Source organism: Salsipaludibacter albus, from assembly GCF_019798055.1.
Taxonomy (GTDB): Bacteria; Actinomycetota; Nitriliruptoria; order Nitriliruptorales; family Nitriliruptoraceae; genus Salsipaludibacter; species Salsipaludibacter albus.
In genome coordinates this window covers 34683-54396 of record NZ_JAHOPH010000028.1, presented here as the reverse complement: position 1 = coordinate 54396, position 19714 = coordinate 34683, and the positions used below count along the sequence as shown (strand labels likewise).

The following is a 19714-nucleotide window of genomic DNA, read 5'->3' as shown; positions in this document are numbered from 1 at the left end:
CGGTCGCCGTCGGCGCGGTCGTGGGTTCGCGGTCTTCCTGGCCGCCCTGCTGGGGGCGGGACTCGGCACCCTCGGCACGCTGGTCGCCACCGGCGGCCTCGACGAGGCCGAGCCGACCGCTGCCCCGGCCGTGCAGTCCCCGACGCTGGAGGTGGCCGGCGACGAGGCCACGATCGTGTCGACGGTCGCCGAGGCCGTGACCCCGTCGGTCGTGCGCATCGACGTGCTGGGCGGGGTGGCCGGCGCCGAGCAGGAGCTGGGCCTGGGCTCCGGCGTGATCTACTCCTCCGACGGCCACATCCTGACCAACAACCACGTCGTCGAGGCGGCGGACGCGCTGCGGGTGAAGCTGGCGTCCGGCGAGGAGTACGACGCGGAGCTGGTGGGCACCGACCCCCTGTCCGACCTCGCCGTCGTGCACATCGAGGCGGACGGACTGCCGGCGATGTCGCTGCGCACCGAGTCGCCGCAGGTGGGCGAGACCGCCATCGCCATCGGCTCGCCGTTCGGGCTCGACGCCTCGGTCACGGCCGGCGTGGTGTCCGCCGTGGGTCGTGACATCACGGTGCCCGACGACGGGTCGGTCAGCGTCGTCCCCGCGGTGATCCAGACCGACGCCGCGATCAACCCCGGCAACTCGGGTGGGGCGCTGGTGGACCGTGAGGGACGGCTGCTGGGCATCAACACGGCGATCCTGTCGGGCTCCGGCGGCTCCCAGGGAGTCGGCTTCGCGATCCCGACCGCCCAGGCCGTGGCGACCGCCGACCAGCTGATCGAGTCGGGCGAGGTGCGCCACGCCCTCCTCGGCGTCAGCGGGGTCGACGTCACCAACGTCATCGCGGAGCGCCTCGACCTGGACGACCGCGAGGGTGCCCTGGTCCAGACGGTCAGCCCGGACTCGGGCGCGGCCGAGGCAGGGCTCGCCATCGACGACGTGATCGTGGCGCTCGAGGATCGCGACATCTCCTCGATCACCGACCTGGTGGCTGCGGTGCGCGCCCACCAGCCGGGCGAGGACGTCGAGGTGACCTATGTCCGCGACGGCCAGGAGGCCACCGCGACCGTGACCCTGGGTGAACGTCCCGAGGACTGACGACACACCCGCGCGACCGGGCCAGCCAGGAGACAGCAGGTGGACAGTTTCGGCATCCAGGAGATGCTCGTCATCGCCGTGGTCGCGCTGGTGGTCTTCGGACCGGAGAAGCTCCCCGAGCTGGCACGCCAGGCGGCCAAGTGGGTCAATCGCTTCCGGTCCACGGCGACCTCCTCCCTGGACGAACTGCGCAAGGCGGCGGACCTGCAGGACCTGGAGGACGAGTTCGGCGCCATCCGGGACGACATCCGCAGCGTGCGGGAATCGGTCACGCGCCCACTCCGCGAGGTCACCCGGGGCGACACGCCGCGCAGCGCCGACCACGCCCCACCGATCGACCTGGAAGCCACGTGACCCGCCGCCCGCGGCGCGCGACCGGCTCGCACCGACTGGCCGCCGCGGCGGTGCTGGCCGTCGGTGGCAGCTGGCTGACCGTGCGCCGTGGGGCCGGATCCGACCGTGGCCTGTCGCGGTTCGACGACATCCTGGGGCTGCAGTGGCGTCGGCCACGGGGCACGGCCGTCGACCGGGTCGTGGCGGCCACCACCGACATCGGCTCGGTGTACGGCCTCGCCGGGACGGCGGCCCTGCTGGCGGTGACTGGTCGGCCCCGCCAGGCCGGCGACGTCCTGGCAGCCGGTGCGATCGCCTGGAGTGCGGCCCAGGCCGTCAAGCCGCTGCTGGACCGGGACCGGCCCTACGAGGGTGGGCTCGGCGAGCTGATCGTGCACCCACCTGCCGGGTCGTCGTGGCCGTCGGGTCACACCGCGGTGGCCAGCGCCATCGCCACGATCGTCGCGGACAGTGGTCCGGCCGGCTCGTGGAGCGGGCTGGTCAGCGCCCTGTGGGTCGGCTGGTCACGGACCTACGTCGGGGCCCACCATCCCAGCGACATCGTCGCGGGACTGGGGGTCGGCGCACTGTCGGCGATCGCGTGGCGCCGGCTGCTGGACCGCTTCCGCGACCCGGACCGCCCCCAGGGCTGAGCCCGGGGCGGGTCGGCAGCCGGTCAGACGTTCAGCGGCAGGGACCGGCCGACGACCTTCGAGGGGGCCCGTGCCACCAGTTCCTCGGCGACCTTGTCGACCTGCTGCGAGACCGGTGCATCGGGCTCGGAGACCACGATGGGCGTGCCCTCGTCGGAGCCGGCGCGCAGCCGCGGGTCGATCGGGATGCGGGCGAGCAGGTCGGTGTCGAGTTCCTCGGCCAGCAGTGCCCCACCGCCGGAGCCGAAGATCTCGTGGACCGTGCCGGTCGCCGGATCGGTGAAGCCGGTCATGTTCTCGATCACGCCGACGACGTTCATGCCGGTCTCCTCGGTGGCCTTGCCGGCGCGCAGTGCGACCTTCTGGGCCGCGGGCTGCGGGGTGGTGACCACCAGCATCTCGGCGTTGGGCAGCATCTGGGCCAGCGAGATGGCCACGTCGCCCGTGCCCGGGGGCAGGTCCATCAGGAGGAAGTCGAGCTCGCCCCAGTACACGTCGGCCAGGAACTGCTGGAGGGCGCGGTGGAGCATCGGTCCCCGCCAGATGACCGAGCGGTCGGGATCGGTGAAGAACCCGATGGAGATGAGCTTGACGCCGTGGGCCTGCAGCGGCATCACCATGCCCTCGAAGGCGACCGGGCGTCCCTCGGCGCCCATCATCCGGGGAATGGAGTAGCCCCAGATGTCGGCGTCGAGCACGCCGACCTCGTAGCCCTTGCGGGCCAGCGACACGGCGAGGTTGGCGGTGACGGAGGACTTGCCCACGCCGCCCTTGCCGGACGCGATCGCGATCACGCGGGTCTTGGAACCGGCCTCGGCGAACGGGATCGTCATGTCGGCGTTGCCGGAGCCCTTCTCGGCCCGGAGTCGGGACGACAGGTTGGTGCGCTCGTCCTCGGTCATCGAGCCGAAGGCGACCTGGACGTCGGTCACGTCGTCGAGTTGGGACACCGCAGCGGTCACCTCGCGGGTGATGGTGTCCTTGAGCGGGCAGCCCGGGATGGTCAGCTTGATCTTCACCCCGACACGGCCCCCCTCGATGACGACCTGCTCGACCATGCCGAGCTCGGTGATCGGCTTGCCGATCTCGGGGTCGTCGACGGTCGCGAGTTGTTGGCGGACGAGTTCCTCGGTGGGCACGATCAGCGGCCTTCGGTGCGGAATTCGGCGGTGTCACGACGGCGGTCGGGAGCCGGCGAGGTGGATCCTCGATGGTATCGAGGGGCGCGTCGCCCCCGGCCACCGGTCGGCTGCGCCGTCACGGTCCACGGTCCCGGATGGCTACCGTGGCGGCGATCCGGCCCTGCCGACCGCACCCGGACGTCCGGCCCGCTCGGGGCCGCACCATCCCACCACTGCACGAGGTCCGCGACGATGACCCCGAACCCGGCGCCGGCCGCCCCGATCCGTCCGGGGCGAGGGCGATGGTCGCGAGCGATCACCGCGCTGGCACTGCTGGCCGTCGTGGTCGGGCTGTCCGGATGTCGCCTCGACCTCGACACCCGGGTGGAGGTGGAGGCATCCGGGGCGGGGACGATGGCACTGACGTTCCGACTCGACGGCGAGTTGGCCGAGGCGCTGACGGCGACCGGCTTCGACCCGGTCCCGGCCTCGGTGGCCGACTGGGAGGTCACCTCGACCGACACCGACGACGGCGGGCTGGAAGTGGCGGTCGCCACCGCCTTCGCCGACCCGTCGCAGCTGCAGGACCGGGTCGACGCCCTCCGGGAGGGGCTGGACGACGAGGACCCGGTGGTCGTCGAGTCGATCGACCTGCAGGTGGCCGACGACGGGGCGACCGACGTGGACGCCCGGGTCGGCGTGCTCCTCCCGTCATCGACCGGGGCGGTCGGCGGGGGATTGTTCGACGGGGACCAACTGGCGACGCTGGCCGCAGACCCCGAGGCCTTCGCGGCCACCTTCACCGTGGTCCTGCCGGGCCCCGTCCAGTCCGCCGACGCGGACCGGGTCGACGGCAACGTCGCCGTCTGGGACCTCCCCGTGGACGAGCTGGTCGACGCGACCGCGAGCGCCGGCCCGCCCAGTCCGCTGGGGACATGGGTCGTCCCCGCCATCGGCGTCGGGCTGTTGCTGGTCGTGGTGGTCGTCGGCGTCCTGGTGTTGCGCCGTCGACGTCGCGACCGGCAGACCGCACCCCACGGCCGCGTCGAGCGCCTCCAGCGCTTCTAGCGACGTCCGGCGCTTCGAGCGACGTCCCGCGCTGCTAGCCGTGGAGGGTGAGCTCGACCATCGTCGAGTCGGTGCGCCAGCGCTCGGTCGCCTTGATCCCGTCGGCGTTGTTGAGCCGGTTGGCCAGGCCAAGGGTCGCGATCTCGGCGAACTCGTCGCTGCCGTTGTCGACCACGCGCACGTCTGCCCGCATCGTCCCCAGTGCGGCCTTGATGTCCTTGGACTTGACCACCACGTCGACGGTGTCGCAGGCCTCGAGGTTGGGCAGCTCCTGCTCGCCGCCACCCTTGATCACGAACAGCCGGCGGCCCTTCTGGACGTACCACATGGGCCGGGTCGCAGTGCCACCGCGTGGCTGGGGGATGGTGACCCAGGCGATCGACCCCTTCTTGAGCGCCACCTCGGCGGCGTCGCCGACCACGCCCAGCGCCAGCGCCGACTGGCTCGCATCGATGTAGAGCGGGATCCGGCCGACCTCGCCACCGTCGACGAGGAAGACCAGCTTGTGCTCGTCGGGGGAGGAGATCTCGATCGGCGCGCGGATGGTGTCGCGGAACAGGTCCTCGAACATCTCGCCACGCAGTTCGATGAACCGCCACGGTCGTTGCCACACGACGACGTCGTCGGGATCCAGGATGAGGATGGACTCCTCGTAGCGACCCTGCGCCGCCTGGTAGACCCGGTTGATGTCGAACGGACGCGTCGAGCCGGGCAGCTCGCCGACCACCTTCAGCACCGGGTCGGGCAGCCCCTCGTCGCGGAAGGTCTGGGCGTCGAAGGCCATCGCGGACAGCAGTTCGATGGTCATGGCGGCTCGTCGGTCCGGTTGGTGGGGTCGGGGTGTCGAGGCCGTCAGGATAGTGCCCGCCTCACCCGGCCGGCTCCCGCGCGGGCAGGCTCCGGCGGGCACCGGGTGAGCACCGACCCAGCCCCGACGACGCAGTATCGTCGCGGCCATGTCCGGCCACGACCTCCACACCCACTCCACCGCCAGCGACGGCACCACGTCCGTGCAGGCCAACGTCGCCCTGGCGCGGCGGCTCGGCNCTGGCCGGGATCGCCGTGACCGACCACGACACGATGGCGGCGGTCGACGAGGCCGTGCTGGCCGCCGGTGACGACCTCGAGGTGATCCCGGGCACGGAGTTCTCCGCCGAACTGGACGGGGTCTCCGTCCACGTCCTGGGCTACTGGCCCGACCCACGGGACGTGGCGCTGGCCGAGGAGATGGACCGCCTGCGCAACGAGCGTGAACGACGGGCGGTCGCGATCGTCGACCGCTTCCACGACCTCGACGTCCCGGTGTCCATGGCGCGGGTCCGCGAGCTGGCCGGCGCCGCGCCCATCGGGCGACCCCACATCGCGACCGCCGTGGTCGAGACCGGCGCGGCCGCCACGACCCCCGAGGTGTTCGACCGCTTCCTGGCGGACGGAGGACCGGCCAACGTGCCCAAGCACGCCGTCGACCCGGTCACGGCGGTCCGCCTGCTGGTCGGGGCCGGCGGGGTGGCCGTGCTGGCCCATCCGGGCCTGTTCGGCAGCCGGACCGGCGAGACGATGGACGACGCGGTGGTCGAGGAGATGGCGGCGGCCGGCATGGGTGGCATCGAGGCCGACCATCCCGACCACACGCCGGAGCAGCGGACCCACTACCGGGACCTGGCGAGGGGCCTGGGCCTGGTCGTGACCGCCGGGTCCGACTACCACGGGGACGGCAAGGAGCAGGAGCTCGGCGACGCGTCGTGTTCCCGCGAGACGGTCGAGGACCTGCGCGCTCGCCGCCCCTGAGTCTTCGGGGAGCGCGCGCCAGCCTGCCTGCGCTGCGGCCAGGGGCCCGCTCACCCCGAAGAGTTGCAGCCTGTGCAACGGTTGCGCGCTCGCCGCATCTCCGAGGGGATGCCTTGCTAGGGTCGGACGGGCCACGCTCCGGAGCACCTGCGGCGCGCCCCCCCACCTTTGCGAGGCCGCCCCCGTTCGGGGGACCACCCAGACAGCCTCCCGCGACCGCGAGCCCACGGGACCTTTCCCCGGCCGGCATCGGAGCCGACATCGGGAGGGCACCGGAATGGCCAAGCGCGACCTGACCGAGGTGGAACAGGCCTACGAGGAGTACGAGCACGAGGAGCACGAGGAGCGTCGCCACGCCGTGTACAACCGGCGGCGGTTCGAGGGCCTGCAGATCGACCCCGACGTGGACTTCTACCCGGAGGTCGCCGACCGGGAGCCCGGCGACACCAACATCGAGAAGTACGGGTTCGACCTGCACCCGCAGGTCACCTTCTGGGCTGCTGGCTTCCTGGTCGTCTTCATCGCCTACACCCTGATCTTCCAGGAGCAGGCGTCGGCGGTGTTCGAGTCCATCCTGGCGTTCGTCAACGACAGCTTCGGCTGGTTCTACATCCTGTCCGCCAACATCTTCGTGCTGGCCTGCCTGTTCTTCGCCTTCAGTCGCTACGGCAAGATCCGCATCGGTGGCCCGGAGGCCAAGCCGGAGTTCACCAACGTCGCCTGGTACGCCATGCTGCTGTCGGCCGGGATGGGAATCGGCCTGATGTTCTGGTCGGTGGCCGAGCCGATCTTCCACCTGTCGGCTCCACCGCCACTGTTCAACGTGGATCCCAACACCGGGCAGGCCGCCAGCGCCGCCCTGGCGACGACCTACTTCCACTGGGGCATCCACCCGTGGGGGATCTATGCCCTGGTCAGCCTGGCGCTGGCCTTCTTCGCCTACAACCGTGGCCTGCCGCTGACCTTCCGGTCGGTGTTCTACCCCTTGCTGGGAAAGAAGATCTACGGCAACTGGGGCAACCTGATCGACGTCCTGACCGTGCTGGCGACCCTGTTCGGGTTGGCGACATCGCTGGGCTTCGGCGTGGGGCAGGCGGCGGCCGGGCTGAACTACCTGTTCGGCTGGCCCTCCGGCACCCCGTTCCAGGTCCTGTTGATCGCGATCATCACCGGGATGGCCACGATGTCGGTCGTCGCCGGACTCGACGGCGGCGTGAAACGGCTCAGCCAGCTCAACATGGGGCTGGCCGGGGCCTTCCTGCTGTTCATGATCATCGTCGGCCCGACCCTGTTCCTGCTGTCGGTGTTCGTCGAGTCGTTGGGCACCTACGTGTTCGTCCTGCCCGAGTTGTCGTTCTACAACGAGGCCTTCAGCGGGACGGACTGGCAGGGGTCGTGGACGGTCTTCTACTGGGGGTGGTGGATCTCGTGGTCCCCGTTCGTGGGGATGTTCATCGCCCGCGTCTCCAAAGGCCGCTCGGTCCGCGAGCTCATCCTGGGCGTGATGATCGTGCCCTCGCTCCTGTCGTTCTTCTGGATGGCGATCTTCGGTGGCACCGCCCTCAACCTCCAGCTGACCGGGGCCCGTGACGTCGCCACCGCGGTCAACGAGGACGTCGCGACCGCGATGTTCGACATGTTCCAGGCACTCCCGCTGTCGACGATCACCTCGATCTTCGCGGTGATCCTGGTCGTCGGGTTCTTCGTGACCTCGTCGGACTCCGGGTCCCTGGTGGTCGACCACCTCACCTCGGGTGGCAAGCTCGACTCGCCCAAGCCGCAACGCATCTTCTGGGCGGTCATGGAGGGCACGATCGCCGCCGTGCTGCTGATCGGTGGTGGGCTGTCGGCCCTGCAGACGGCGGCCGTGGCCACCGGACTGCCCTTCGCGATCGTCCTGCTGGTGATGATCTGGAGTCTGCGCACGGCCTTCCACGAGGAGCTGGACCTGCTGGAGGGCCACTACGACGCAGCCGAGTTCCGGGCCCAGCACGGCACCCTGCTCGAACGCATCGGGGCGGGACGGCGGCGCCGTGGCGAGGCGGTCGCACCACAGGAAGGGGGGTCGTCATGACCCGCAACGACCGCGCGGCCTCTCGGCCGGTGAACCGCGTCCCGGCCATCGTGCTGGTCGTGCTGGCCCTGGCGCTGGCGGCCTGCTCGGATCCCACCGCGACCGGCGGTGACGGGGGTCCGGCCGGCGGCGACGGTGGTGGCGGCGAGGCCGTCACCATGGCCCGGGCCACGTGGGACACCGGCTGGTTCCAGGCCGAGGTGTACCGCCAGCTGCTGGGCGAGCTGGGCTACGAGGTGTCCGATCCCGCGGACGCCACGCGAGACGCCAACGGCTTCTACCCGGCGCTGGCGCGTGGCGAGTTCGACCTGTGGGCCAACGGCTGGTCGCCGTTGCACGAGCCCTACCTCGAGGGCGAGTTGTTCACCGGAGCGACCTACGACACGGCGATCACCTTCGTCGGCCAGCAGGTCGCCGACGGCGCCCGCCAGGGCTACCTGGTCGACGCCGCGACGGCCGACGAGCTGGGCCTGACGTCGATGTCGGACCTCGCCGACGCGTCCGTGGCCGAGACCTTCGACGACGACGGCGACGGCCTGGCCGACCTGCTCGGCTGCAACGACGGCTGGGGCTGCAACCTCACCATCAGCGAACACCTCGAGCAGCTGGACTGGGGCGCCAACGTGGAACAGGTCGTGGGGGACTACCCCGACCTGTTCGAGCAGGCCATCGCCGACGTCGAGGCCGGCGAGCCCACGCTGTTCTACACCTGGACGCCCAACTGGACGGTCGCCGAGCTGGTGCCGGGCGAGGACGTCGTGTGGCTGGAGTCCCCGTCCCTGCCCGACGTCGACCAGACCGAGGTCGAGGGCCTGGAGGGCTGTGCCGGCGACGCCGACCCGTGCGACCTCGGCTGGCAGATCAACGACATCCAGGTCGCGGCCAACACCGACTTCCTGGACGAGCACCCCGACGTGCGTGCCCTGCTGGAGGAGGTCCAGATCCCGTTGGACGACATCGCAGCACAGAACGACGAGATGTACCAGGCAGCCGAGTACACGACCGAGGACCTCGAGGCGGCGGCCGAGACCTGGATCAGCGACAACCGTGACGCCGTGGACAGCTGGCTCGAGGCCGCCCGGAGCTAGTCGTCGAACGCGCCGAACCACCGCTCCCGCAGCTGCTCGTAGGCCCCGCTCTCGATCATGTCGAGCAGTGCGAGGTTGACCTGCTCGCGCAACTCGTTGTCGCCGTTGCGCAACGCGACGCCGTAGCGCACCTCGTCGAACACCGGGCCGACGGTGCGCACCCGGCCCGCTCCCTCGCGGGCCGCGTGGTACTGCAGCACGGGGGCGTCGAACACCACGGCGTCGGCGTCCCCGCTGTCCAGCGCCGCGTACGCGGCGTCGATGTCCGGATGGGGGACCGGCCCGACGCCCTCCTGGATCAGCCAGCGCTCGGCCTCGGTGTCGGCGACCGTGGCCACCGTGTGTCCCGGCAGGTCCGACGGCCCGGCGATCGTGCCACGCAGCTCGCTGATCGCCAGCGTCGAGGTGATCGAGGCCGTGAACGACGCGAACACGAAGTAGCCGGCGATCATCCACAGCAGGGCGAAGGAACGACCGGCGTTGCCAGTCGGTGCCTTGTCGCCGTAGCCGACCGTCGTGATGGTCACGGCCGACCACCAGAACGAGTCCCAGATGCCACGGCGGTAGGTCTCGGGGAAGTCCGGGTTGTCCCGACGCTCGAACCACCAGATCAGGTGGGCCGCCATCAACAGCACCAGTCCGAAGCCCAGGATCCACCACAGGAGGGTCGGGCGCAGGATCGACCGCGCGATCGTGCCTGCACGACCGAGGAACCCCGTCTGGCTGGCCGTGGGGACGAGGATCGTCAGTCCCGACTGGAACACCGGCAGCGAGAAGTCGTTGTCGAGCTCGCGCTCGGCGGTGATGCTCAGGCCCGCCAGGGCGATGTCGGCGGCCTCACGGTCGAGGTCGTCCAGCTGCTTGGCGATCGAGTTGACCGCCAGGATCTCGACCTCGCGCCCCATCCGGCTGGCGAGCTGCTCCGCGAGCTCGACCGAGTAGCCGGTGTAGACCCGGTTCTCGTAGAGCACGAACGGCTCGAGGGTGCGCACCGAGACGCGCAGGAGCTCGCCGCGTTCCGTGCCGGCAGCCTGCTCCTCCGTGACGGGCACGGCGTCCGGGTCGGCAGCCGACACCCAGTCGTCGACCGTGGACCGGTTGTCGCGGATCCACGACGTGGCCGCCGCCCGGATGTCGGCCGGGCTGCCCTCGCCCTCGATCATCCGGGCGTTCTGGTCGAGGATGTCGTCCAGCGGGATCGTGACCTGTTCGAGCAGCCTGCGCACCGGCGGGTTGTCGTCGAGGAACCCCTCGTTGGCCACGGCCCGGATGTCGTTGGGCGGCCAGCCGGTCTGGCACGGGTCGTCGGGGCAGCCCGCCAGGCCGGCCACCCTCGTGACGTCGTCGGGCAGGTCCGGTTGGTCCGGCAGGCTGGCGCCGGGGGTCTGCAGCCAACGCACGTCGCGCCCCGGCACCAGCTCGCCCACGGTCCAGTTGGGCGTGAAGGTGTAGTACAGCACCGGCTCGCCGGCGGCGACCCGGTCCACGGCGTCCAGCATCAGCGGCGAGTAGTCGGCCTGGACCTGCTCGACGGTGTCGGCCAGCCCGAACACGGCGAGGTGGTGGTCGACCACCGGTCCGCACGCCCAGGCGAGGTTGCAGCCGACCAGGTCGGCACGTCCGTTGCCGTCGTCGTCGAACAGCGCGGCGACCTCGGGGTCGGCCAGGTCGGCCAGCTCGGTGATGTCGTGCTCGACGGCGGTCGCGAGGTCCACGAAGTACCCCTGCAGGGCGCCGGACTCGACCTGGACCCCGACGGGCGTCGCCCCGTCGGTGAGCAGGGGCTGGTGCAGGGGGAACCACCCGTTGGCCCACAGGTCGACGTCTCCGGACGCGACGGCGGTGAAGAACTCCTCGTTGGACATCGTCCGCGGGCCCTCGACCAGGTACCCCAGCTCCATCAACAACTGGCGGTGGACCTCGGCCTGGAACCACCCCGTGTCCCACGTCGCGCGGGCCATGCGGATCGTCCGTGGCTCCTGCCCGGGGGACCCGGACGCGTCGGGGGAGGAGGACGGGGACGGGGAAGGGGCAGCCGTGGACTCCGACGAGTCGGCGGGCTGGGCCTGGGCCCCACCCGTGGCCACGAGCATGGCGACACCGGTGAGCGTGACGACCCGCAGCGCGGCCGCCGCCCCCGCGTGCGCGATCCAGGAGGCCACGTCGACCGGGCCGCCGCCGATCATGGTCGCACCTCCGTCGTCGCACACCAGCATAGGAATGCCGGGCGTCCAGCTCCCCGAGGACGGGTCGAAATGCCGGCCGATCTCCCCCTGCCCAACCGTCCCGACGGGGATCCGGCAAGCGGTAGGGTTGTCGCCGACGTGCTGGGTCCACGGTGGACCCGACTCGCAACGAGGAGTTGCCCGTGTCCGACACGCCCGAGGTGCGCAAGGCCAGCAAGATCGTGCCCGTACCGACGATCCACTTCAGCGACGGCCCGCTCGCGGGGACGGTGATCCGACTGGACCAGGACGAGGCGACGCTGGGTCGTCGGACCGACAACGCCTACGTCATCAGCGACCCGCGCATCTCCCGGGTCCACGCCACCGTGCGCAAGGAGGCGGGTGCGGTGATCATCACCGACCTCGGATCCTCGGGTGGCACGTCGGTCAACGACGAGGAGATCTCCGGCCCCACCGTGCTCGACCACGGCGACAAGGTCGGGTTCGGACCGATCGTCGGCGTCTTCGAGGACCCGGCTGCTGCGTCCAAGGGCGAGGAGACGACCGAGGTGCTCGAGGTGCCCAAGGTCGAGACCGGTCCGCACCTGTCCCCACGCCAGCAGCAGGTGCTCGAGCTGATGGCCGAGGGCATGACCAACGCCGAGATCGGCGACCAACTCGGCGTCACCGAGCGGACCGTGAAGGCCTACGCCCAGGAGCTGTACGACAAGCTGGGCGTCCGCAACCGTGCCGGTGCCGTCGCCGAGGCCGCGAAGCTCGGCCTCCTGTAGGCCCGCCCACCCCGATCACGGCGACGAGAGGCGACCGGGTGGCAGGCGACCGACCCAACGACGTGGCAGGGGTGCTGGGCAAGGCGTACGGGTTCGAGGATCCGTCGGTGGTGTTCGGGCGACCACTGACGGCCGACCTGGAGGACACGGTCGACGACGTCGCGGTGAAGGTGCCCCTGGCGTCGCTGAACAAGCACGGACTGATCGCCGGCGCCACGGGCACGGGCAAGACCAAGTCCCTGCAGGTCATGGCCGAGGGGCTGTCGGCCGCCGGGGTGCCGGTCTTCCTGGCCGACCTCAAGGGTGACCTGACCGGCCTGGCCATCCCGTCTCCCGGCCATCCCAGGATCGACGAGCGCATGGACGGGATGGCCCTGCCATGGGCCCCCGAGTCCTTCCCGGTGGAGGTGCTGTCGATCTCGGGCGAGGTGGGCTCGCCGCTTCGCGTTCCGGTGTCGGAGTTCGGCCCCCTGCTGCTGGCCAAGGTCATGGACTGCAGCGAGACGCAGGAGTCGGTCCTGCAGGTGCTGTTCAAGTTCGCCGACGAGCAGGGCCTGGCGCTGGTGGACCTCGTGGACCTGGTCGAGGTGCTCAAGTACCTCACCAGCGACGCCGGTCGATCGGTCCAGGCGTCCTACGGCGGGATGGCGACCTCGACCCTCAACGTCCTGTTGCGCAAGGCGATGGAGCTCGAGACCCAGGGCGCCGAGCAGTTCTTCGGCGAGCCCGCGTTCGACGTCGCCGACCTGGTCCGCACGCGTGACGGGCGTGGGGTGGTCTCGGTGATGAACCTGACCGACATGCAGGACCGTCCCAAGATCTTCTCGACCTTCACCATGTGGCTGCTCGCCGAGCTGTACGAGACGTCGCCCGAGATGGGCGACCCCGACCAGCCGGTGCTGGCCTTCTTCTTCGACGAGGCCCACCTGCTGTTCAAGGACGCCTCGTCGGCGATGCTGGACGCAGTCGAGATGACCGTGCGGATGATCCGGTCCAAGGGCATCGGGGTGTTCTTCGTGACCCAGAACCCCACCGACCTGCCCGAGTCGGTGCTGGCCCAGCTCGGCAACCGGGTCCAACACGCCCTGCGAGCGTTCACGCCCAACGACAAGAAGGCGTTGCGGGACACCGCTGACACCTTCCCCGAGACCGATGTCTACGACGTACGGGCAACCCTCCAGGGACTGGGGACCGGCGAGGCACTCGTGACGGTGCTCGACCCGGACGGGTCCCCGACCGCCACGGTCGCGACGCGGATGGTCGCGCCGCGGTCCACGATGGACCCGATCACCGACGAGCAGGCCGCCGAGATCGCCGCCTCGGGCGACCTCGGCGACACCTACGCCGAGGAACTGGACCGTGAGTCGGCTCGTGAGGTGCTGGCCGAGCGGATGGCCGAGTCGGTGGTGCCCGCGACGGAGGACGATGACGCCCCGGCCGCCGAGGCCCCTGTCGAATCGCGCGACGACGCGCCCACGCCCGAGGCCCCCGAGGCCGAGCGCGACGAGCCCCTGCTGTCGACCTCCGGCTGGAAGACCGTCGAGGACGTCGCGGCCGCGGTCACGCCCCACGGCCACAAGGGGCTGGTGCGCCGAGGGGTCAAGGTCCTGCGTGGCTTCCTGGGGAACCGGCGGCGCTGAGCCGGTGCGGCCCCCGTCACATGACGTGGTCGTCAGGTGGCTGGCCACGGTCCGAACCCATAACGTGCCAGCCACCGGCCGCCCCGCTGACCCCCCAGGACCACCATGACCGCCATCGTCCGTGCCATCGCCAACCAGAAGGGTGGCGTCGGCAAGACCACGACGGTGCAGTCCCTGGCCGCGGCGTTGACCGAGCTGGGTCGTGCCGTGCTGGTGCTGGACGCCGACCCGCAGGGGTCGCTCACCTTCTCGCTGGGCTTCGAACCCGACGAGCTCGATCCCACCCTCAACGACGTCGTCACCAAGCGGGCGAGCCTGGTGGACACGATCCTCCAGCACGACGAGGTCGACCTCGTCCCCGCCAACATCGACCTGGCCGGCGCCGAGGTGACCCTGCTGTCGCGCACCGGTCGTGAATACCTGCTGCGCGGGGAGCTGGCCGACCTGCTGGATTCCTACGACGACGTCCTGATCGACTGCTCGCCGTCGCTGGGCGTGCTCACGATCAATGCCCTGACTGCTGCCGACGACGTGATCATCCCGGTCCAGTGCGAGACCCTGTCACACCGCGGCGTCGCACAACTGCTCGAGACGATCGACGACGTGCGACGGCTCACCAACCGCTCACTGCGGGTCGCCGGGATCGTGGCGACCATGTTCGACGGCCGCACCAACCACAGCAAGGAGGTGCTCGCCGACCTGTTGGCGCGCTACGAGCTCCCGCTGCTCGGGGCGCCCGTCCGCAAGTCGGTGCGGTTCGCCGAGGCACCGGCGGTCGGGACCAGCCTGCTGGCAAAGGGGACCAGGGTGCCGGGCACGGCGGCCTACCGGATCATCGCTCGTGAACTGATCGGCGCCGAGGTGTCGGACGAGTTGTGGGAACAGGCGCGCTGGACCGACGAGATCCGCGTCGCCGTGCTCGGGGACGGCTGATGGCCACCGAGCCGACGCGAGGTCGGACCTCGTCCACCTTCGACCGGGTCGACCGGAACCGCCGATCGGGCCACGGCCAGGACGCCGCGGGCAAGGAGGCGCTCTTCTCGACCGCCCCCACGTCGGCGCCCCCACGGCCGTTCGAGGTCACCTGCCGGCGCTGCCGGGTGCGGACCCCACTGGACCTGGCATCGGCCATGCCCCTGTTGCGGCCACCGTTCCTCTACAACCCACTGCGCGGGTCGTTGTGGACCCGCTGCCCGCACTGCGGGGAGCGGGCGTGGCTGGACTGGGGCTTCGGCCAGGCGATCCGCGCCCTCCTCGGCCGCACCTGAGCCCTCCTAGGGGAGGTGCTCGACGTCGACGCGTCGGTCCAGCCGAGGCGTGCCGGAGCCGCGGGCATCGCTGCCACGTCGGGTCGTCGAGGCGTTCTCGTCGGTGCGTCCGTTGGACGACCCGCGGCCCGAGCGATCGCCGTCGCTGCTGCGTCCACGACTGGTGCGCGACCGGTCGTCACGACCACGTCCGCCACGTCGGGAGGCTCCACCGCCGTCGGACGACGTCGACCCGCTGTCACGTTGGCTCGTGCCGCTGCCGGTCGACGAGCTCGCGCGCGACGACGTCGCGTCGTCGCGCTGCTCGTCCTGGCTGCGGCGGCCACGACGGGCGCGCTTGCGTGCCCCGCCGGTGGTCCGGCCCGAGGACTCGTTCGTACGGCTCGTGGTTGTGCCGTCGTCCTTCGAACGGCCCGTGGAACCGTCGTTGCCGCCGTCGTCGTTGCGGTTGCCCGTGCGGCGGTCGCGACCGCCGCGACCCGAGTCCTTGCGGTCGCCGCGTGCGCGGGTGTCGTCCGTGCGACGGCCGTTCGAGCCCCCGCCGTTGCGGCTGCTGGACGTGCTGTCGGCGTCGCGACGGTCACGGCTCGACGAGTCACGGCTCGACGAGTCACGGTTGGACGAGTCACGGCTGGACGACTCACGGCTCGAGCCGTTCGTGTCGCGGTCGGTGCGGCTGCCCGCGCGGGACCGGGTGCGCGTCCGGGTCCGGCTCCGGGACGAGTCACTGTCGGCGGAGGTGCGGCGCTGCTCGTGTTCGTCACCCTCGCCACCGCGGCGATCACTGCCGCGGCCACTGGACCGGTTGGACCCGGACGAGGAGGCCGACGAGCGTCGGCTCCCGCGCGACGACGACCGGTCGTCGCCACGCGACGAGCTCCTGCCGCCACCCGACGAGCCCTTGCCGCCCGACGAGCCCGTGCCGCCCCCCGACGAGCTCCGGCTCCCGCCGGATCGACCGGAGCTGCCACGGGAGCCGCGCCCACCGTCGTCGGACTTGCCGAAGTCGTCCCACGGCGTGGTCTCGGGGAGGTCGAACAGTTCGGTCAGCAGCGACGAGGTCGAGAACACCTCGGTCAGCTCGTCCTCCACGCCGACCCGCTTGCGGATCACGTTGACCCGGTCGACCTCGTTGAACTCGCCGAAGGTCACCGCGACGCCGGACTCGCCGGCCCGCGCGGTGCGCCCGATCCGGTGCAGGTACATCTTCTCGTCGTCCGGGCAGTCGTAGTTGATCACGTGGGTGACGTTGCTGACGTCCAGCCCTCGTGCGGCCACCTCGGTGGCCACCAACACGTCCGCCTTGCCGGCCCGGAACTGGTCCAGGTTCTTCTCGCGCGTGGACTGGCGCAGGTCGCCATGGACCGCGATCGCGCGCACGCCCAGGGGCTCGAGCTCACGGACCAGCCGGTCACACATCCGCTTGGTGCGGCAGAACACGAAGGCGCCGCCACGTCCGGGCATCTGCAGGAGCCGGGCGAGCACGCGGGGCTTGTCCATGCGGTGGACCAGGAAGAAGTGCTGGTCCACGGTCGGGGCGGTCTCGTGGAGGGTCTCGTCGGCCCGCATGAAGGTCGGCTTCTCCATGAACCGACGTGCCAGCTTGACGATGGCGGTCGGCATGGTGGCCGAGAACAGCAGGGTCTGGCGGTCGACCGGGACGTCGGCCAGCAGCTTCTCGACGTCGGGCAGGAACCCCATGTCGAGCATCTCGTCGGCCTCGTCGAGGACGACGGTGTGGATCTGCGAGACGTCGAGGTTGCCCCGGCCGAGGTGGTCCAGCGTGCGACCGGGGGTACCGACGACGACGTGGACGCCGGTGGTCAGGGCCTCGATCTGTTCCTCGTAGCCGACCCCGCCGTAGACGGCGATCGAGGTGATGCCGCGGGTGCTGCCCACGGTCAGGTCGTCGGCGACCTGGATGCACAGCTCCCGGGTCGGGACGATGACCAGGGCCTGCGTCTTGGCCTTGTCCGGGTCGATGCGCTGGAGCAGGGGCAGTCCGAAGCCCAGCGTCTTGCCGGTCCCGGTCCGCGCCTGCCCGATGATGTCGTGGCCCTTCAGCCCGAGCGGGAGGCTGAGCTCCTGGATGGCGAAGGGGTGGACGATGCCGCGTTCCCGCAGGGCGTCGGCCAGGTCCTGGTCCACGCCGAAGTCGGTGAACAGGGGCTTGGGCTTGTCGGGCGTGGCCTCGGGGTCTGCGATGGTGTCGGTGTCGGTCGTGTCGGTGGTCGTCGTGTCAGTCACGTGGTGGCAGTCCTGGATGATGTGACCACCAGTCGGACGTGCCCACGGACGGGGCGAGTGGGACGACGGCGATCACGCGCTTGTCGGCCGGTGGCGTCTGCCAGCGGCTGTCGGTCCGGACTCGGCGCCCACGGCCGGCGATCACACGGACGGTGTCGGTGGGATCGGCGAGAGGCCTCGCAACGGTGGGAGGCGACGGAACGTGCATCCGCGAGCGCGGTCGACGTCCGGATCGAACACCCCCATCCTAGCGCACGACGCCGGCCCGAGGCCTGCAGCGACGTCGTGGCAGGCCGCGGGGACGGCCCCGGCAACCTCGTCTAGACCGGGTTGCGACCGGGGCGACGTCCACTGTCGCGCACGCGGGCACCGATCTGCACCAGGCTCCAGACCAGCAGGCTCAGCACGATCCCGGGGATGATGAGGTGGGGGGCGCCGGCGAACCGGAGGCTGACCAGCCGCGATCCCAGGTTGGCCAGCATCAACCCCCACGAGATGTTGGGCAGCTGCAGGCCGACGCCGAGGAACGACAGGATCGCCTCCAGCGAGATGATCGTCGCCATGTAGGGCAGTGCGAAGACCACCATCGGGCGGATGCTGTGCATGATGACGTGGCGTCGCATGATGTAGCCGGACTTCGCCCCCAGGGCTCGTGCCGCCAGGACGTGCTCCTCGTTGCGCTGTTCCCGGACGGCTCCGCGCACCAGTCGCAGCATCGGTGGCCAGGCGAACAACGTGAGGACGAGCACGATCTGGAGGACCGTGCGCTCCTCGGTGATGCCGAACAGGACGAGCGCGGTGAGGATGATCGGGATCGAGAACAGCACGTCCGCCGACCGCGAGACCAGGGCGTCGACCCAGCCGCCGTACCACCCGGCAACGGTCCCCAGGACGCTGGCGATCAGCCCGGCTCCCAGCACGACCCCCGCGCCGATGACCATCGATGTCCGGGCGCCGTAGAGCGTCCGGGTGAGGTAGTCGCAGCCCATCAGGTCGGTGCCGAACGGGTGGGACAGGCTCGGCGGCTGGAGCGAGTCGCTGAGGAAGCAGGCGTTGACGGGGTGGGGCGCCAGCAGCCCGGGCCAGATGGCGACCAGGACGAACACGGCGACGATGATCCCCGGCCCGCCGAGGCTGCGCAGGGTGGTGCGAGCGCGTATCCAACGGTCACTGGCGACGCGGGTAGGGTGGGTCGCCGTCTGGCCGTCCACCCGGTCTCCGTCGTCTTGGTCCACTCGTGCTGCCGTTCATCCTACGCCGCGTGCTCATCGGGATCGTCACCCTCCTGGTGGCCTCGTTCGTGCTCTTCGCGGCCATCACGATCCTGCCGGGGGACGAGGTCCGGGCGCTGTTCGGGTTCGGCGCGGTGGACACCGAGCAGTACCGCCTGATCGTCGAGCGGCTGCACTACGACCGGCCGTTCCTGGTCCAGTACTGGCTGTTCCTGCAGGACTTCGTGGTCGGAGACTTCGGCCTGACGCTCCAGGGAGCGCCGATCGGGCCGATCATCCGGTCGCGGATCGCCCCGAGCTTGTGGATCCTGCTGGGCGTCACGCTCATCCAGCTGGTGCTCGGTCCCCTGCTGCTGTGGCTGTCGGTGCGCCGGCCCCGGACCCCGCTCGAGCGGGTCTCGTCGACCGCCACCATCATCCTCGTGTCGGTTCCCACCCTGGTCGCCGCGTTCGTCCTCCAGGCCGTGATGGTGTACTGGACCGACCTGCTGCCGTCGCCCAAGTGGATCTACCCGCCCAGCGAACTGGCGGGCTGGCGCAACTATGTCATGCCGATCCTGGCACTGGGCGTGGGAACGGCGGCCCACCTGGCGATGGTCGGCCGGGTCGAGCTGCTGGCCACCCTCAGCCAGCCATACATCACGACGGCGCGAGGCCTGGGCATCCCGCGGGACCGGATCCTGAAGGTCGAGGCGATGCGACCGACCGCCGGTCGTGTGGTCCAGCTGGTCGCGGCCAACACGGCCGTGCTGCTGACCGGGCTGATCGTGGTGGAGGACGTGTTCCAGGTGCCCGGGCTCGGGTCGGCCCTCCTCGAGGCCATCCAGGGCCAGGACCGGCTGCTGGTCATCACCATGCTGATGTTCGTGCTGGCGGGGGTCCTGGTCGTCAACACCGTCGCCGACATCCTCCACGGCTGGATCGACCCACGGGTCCGCGCCGAGGACTTCTGACCTCCCCCCCCACGGGGATGTGGCTCGTGGGGCCTGTGTTCCTGTTGGGTTCCGGAGTTCGCACGCGCCGTGCGACACGTGCGCGGCGGCTCCTCCACGGGCGCATCCGGATCGCGGACTCGTGGACACGACGCTCCCCTGGGACTAGGGTCCCAGCAACGCAGGGACGACGGTCACGGCATTGGGGTGCCGGACGATCT

17 protein-coding genes are annotated in these 19714 nt (G+C 70.8%); 12 read left to right on the top strand and 5 right to left on the bottom strand.

The genetic code is table 11. From position 1 onward, the window contains the following. The 3 genes from KR546_RS14905 to KR546_RS19785 form a co-directional block, all read left to right on the top strand. On the top strand, positions 1-1093 hold a 1093-nt coding region (locus tag KR546_RS14905), incomplete at its 5' end, for a S1C family serine protease (protein ID WP_238445515.1). A gap of 39 nt (positions 1094-1132) precedes the next feature. Next, positions 1133-1447, top strand: a complete 315-nt coding sequence (gene tatB / locus KR546_RS14900) for a Sec-independent protein translocase protein TatB (RefSeq protein ID WP_238445514.1) — start codon at positions 1133-1135, stop codon at positions 1445-1447. Continuing rightward, the gene (locus tag KR546_RS19785) at positions 1444-2079 is read left to right on the top strand and encodes a phosphatase PAP2 family protein (RefSeq protein ID WP_238445513.1); all 636 of its coding nucleotides are present in this window, start codon (positions 1444-1446) and stop codon (positions 2077-2079) included. The genes tatB and KR546_RS19785 overlap by 4 nt, the downstream gene beginning before the upstream one ends. Before the next feature lie 23 nt (positions 2080-2102). On the opposite strand, the gene KR546_RS14890 is transcribed toward KR546_RS19785, so the two are convergent. Beyond that, positions 2103-3218, bottom strand: a complete 1116-nt coding sequence (locus KR546_RS14890; RefSeq protein ID WP_238445512.1) for an Mrp/NBP35 family ATP-binding protein — start codon at positions 3216-3218, stop codon at positions 2103-2105. Positions 3219-3452: 234 nt separating this feature from the next. On the opposite strand from KR546_RS14890, the gene KR546_RS14885 reads away from it, so the two are divergent. Continuing rightward, positions 3453-4268 (top strand): hypothetical protein, encoded by an 816-nt coding sequence (locus KR546_RS14885; protein ID WP_238445511.1) that lies wholly within the window; start codon positions 3453-3455, stop codon positions 4266-4268. Between the two features lie 34 nt (positions 4269-4302). On the opposite strand, the gene KR546_RS14880 is transcribed toward KR546_RS14885, so the two are convergent. Next, positions 4303-5076: a hypothetical protein gene (locus KR546_RS14880; protein ID WP_238445510.1), complete on the bottom strand. Its 774-nt coding sequence runs from the start codon at positions 5074-5076 to the stop codon at positions 4303-4305. Between the two features lie 254 nt (positions 5077-5330). Between KR546_RS14880 and KR546_RS14875 the strand changes: the two genes are divergently transcribed. The 3 genes from KR546_RS14875 (at position 5331) to proX (KR546_RS14865) (ending at position 9218) form a co-directional block, all read left to right on the top strand. Further along, positions 5331-6056 carry a PHP domain-containing protein gene (locus KR546_RS14875; RefSeq protein ID WP_238445509.1) on the top strand — a complete coding sequence of 242 codons (726 nt, stop codon included), beginning with the start codon at positions 5331-5333 and terminating at the stop codon, positions 6054-6056. A gap of 277 nt (positions 6057-6333) precedes the next feature. After that, entirely contained in the window at positions 6334-8130 is a 1797-nt protein-coding gene (locus KR546_RS14870) for a BCCT family transporter (RefSeq protein WP_238445508.1), read from the top strand. After that, positions 8127-9218 (top strand): glycine betaine/L-proline ABC transporter substrate-binding protein ProX, encoded by a 1092-nt coding sequence (gene proX, locus KR546_RS14865; RefSeq protein ID WP_238445507.1) that lies wholly within the window; start codon positions 8127-8129, stop codon positions 9216-9218. The genes KR546_RS14870 and proX (KR546_RS14865) overlap by 4 nt, the downstream gene beginning before the upstream one ends. Here proX (KR546_RS14865) and proX (KR546_RS14860) read toward each other — a convergent pair. Continuing rightward, complete coding sequence (gene proX / locus KR546_RS14860; RefSeq protein WP_238445506.1) at positions 9215-11404, bottom strand: glycine betaine/L-proline ABC transporter substrate-binding protein ProX; 2190 nt, start codon at positions 11402-11404, stop codon at positions 9215-9217. The two genes, proX (KR546_RS14865) and proX (KR546_RS14860), sit on opposite strands and share 4 nt — an antisense overlap. Positions 11405-11586: 182 nt before the next feature. Between proX (KR546_RS14860) and KR546_RS14855 the strand changes: the two genes are divergently transcribed. The 4 genes from KR546_RS14855 to KR546_RS14840 all read left to right on the top strand — a co-directional run bounded on the left by KR546_RS14855 (position 11587) and on the right by KR546_RS14840 (position 15082). Beyond that, a complete protein-coding gene (locus KR546_RS14855) occupies positions 11587-12174 on the top strand; it encodes a LuxR C-terminal-related transcriptional regulator (protein ID WP_238445505.1) in 588 nt (195 codons plus the stop codon). A 38-nt stretch (positions 12175-12212) separates the two neighbouring features. After that, on the top strand, positions 12213-13814 hold the full coding sequence (locus KR546_RS14850; RefSeq protein ID WP_238445504.1) for a helicase HerA-like domain-containing protein: 1602 nt from the start codon (positions 12213-12215) through the stop codon (positions 13812-13814). 105 nt (positions 13815-13919) lie between these two features. Beyond that, a complete protein-coding gene (locus KR546_RS14845) occupies positions 13920-14747 on the top strand; it encodes a ParA family protein (protein WP_238445503.1) in 828 nt (275 codons plus the stop codon). Beyond that, positions 14747-15082: a hypothetical protein gene (locus tag KR546_RS14840; RefSeq protein ID WP_238445502.1), complete on the top strand. Its 336-nt coding sequence runs from the start codon at positions 14747-14749 to the stop codon at positions 15080-15082. The genes KR546_RS14845 and KR546_RS14840 overlap by 1 nt, the downstream gene beginning before the upstream one ends. A gap of 6 nt (positions 15083-15088) precedes the next feature. Here KR546_RS14840 and KR546_RS14835 read toward each other — a convergent pair whose 3' ends face one another. Together KR546_RS14835 and KR546_RS14830 are read right to left on the bottom strand one after the other, a co-directional pair. Further along, positions 15089-17329, bottom strand: coding sequence for a DEAD/DEAH box helicase (locus tag KR546_RS14835; RefSeq protein ID WP_238445501.1), 2241 nt, complete (start codon positions 17327-17329; stop codon positions 15089-15091). A gap of 320 nt (positions 17330-17649) precedes the next feature. Next, complete coding sequence (locus KR546_RS14830) at positions 17650-18540, bottom strand: ABC transporter permease (RefSeq protein ID WP_238445500.1); 891 nt, start codon at positions 18538-18540, stop codon at positions 17650-17652. 26 nt (positions 18541-18566) lie between these two features. Here KR546_RS14830 and KR546_RS14825 point away from each other — a divergent pair, with 26 nt between their 5' ends. Continuing rightward, a complete protein-coding gene (locus KR546_RS14825; RefSeq protein ID WP_238445499.1) occupies positions 18567-19514 on the top strand; it encodes an ABC transporter permease in 948 nt (315 codons plus the stop codon). Positions 19515-19714 lie beyond the last annotated feature (200 nt).

Bases quoted from the DNA above. Each gene is read 5' to 3' on its own strand.
- proX (WP_238445507.1), top strand. From the start codon at position 8,127: ATGACCCGCAACGACCGCGCGGCCTCTCGGCCGGTGAACCGCGTCCCG.
- KR546_RS14840 (WP_238445502.1), top strand. From the start codon at position 14,747: ATGGCCACCGAGCCGACGCGAGGTCGGACCTCGTCCACCTTCGACCGG.
- KR546_RS14885 (WP_238445511.1), top strand. From the start codon at position 3,453: ATGACCCCGAACCCGGCGCCGGCCGCCCCGATCCGTCCGGGGCGAGGG.
- KR546_RS14870 (WP_238445508.1), top strand. From the start codon at position 6,334: ATGGCCAAGCGCGACCTGACCGAGGTGGAACAGGCCTACGAGGAGTAC.
- KR546_RS14880 (WP_238445510.1), bottom strand. From the start codon at position 5,076: ATGACCATCGAACTGCTGTCCGCGATGGCCTTCGACGCCCAGACCTTC.
- proX (WP_238445506.1), bottom strand. From the start codon at position 11,404: ATGATCGGCGGCGGCCCGGTCGACGTGGCCTCCTGGATCGCGCACGCG.
- KR546_RS14845 (WP_238445503.1), top strand. From the start codon at position 13,920: ATGACCGCCATCGTCCGTGCCATCGCCAACCAGAAGGGTGGCGTCGGC.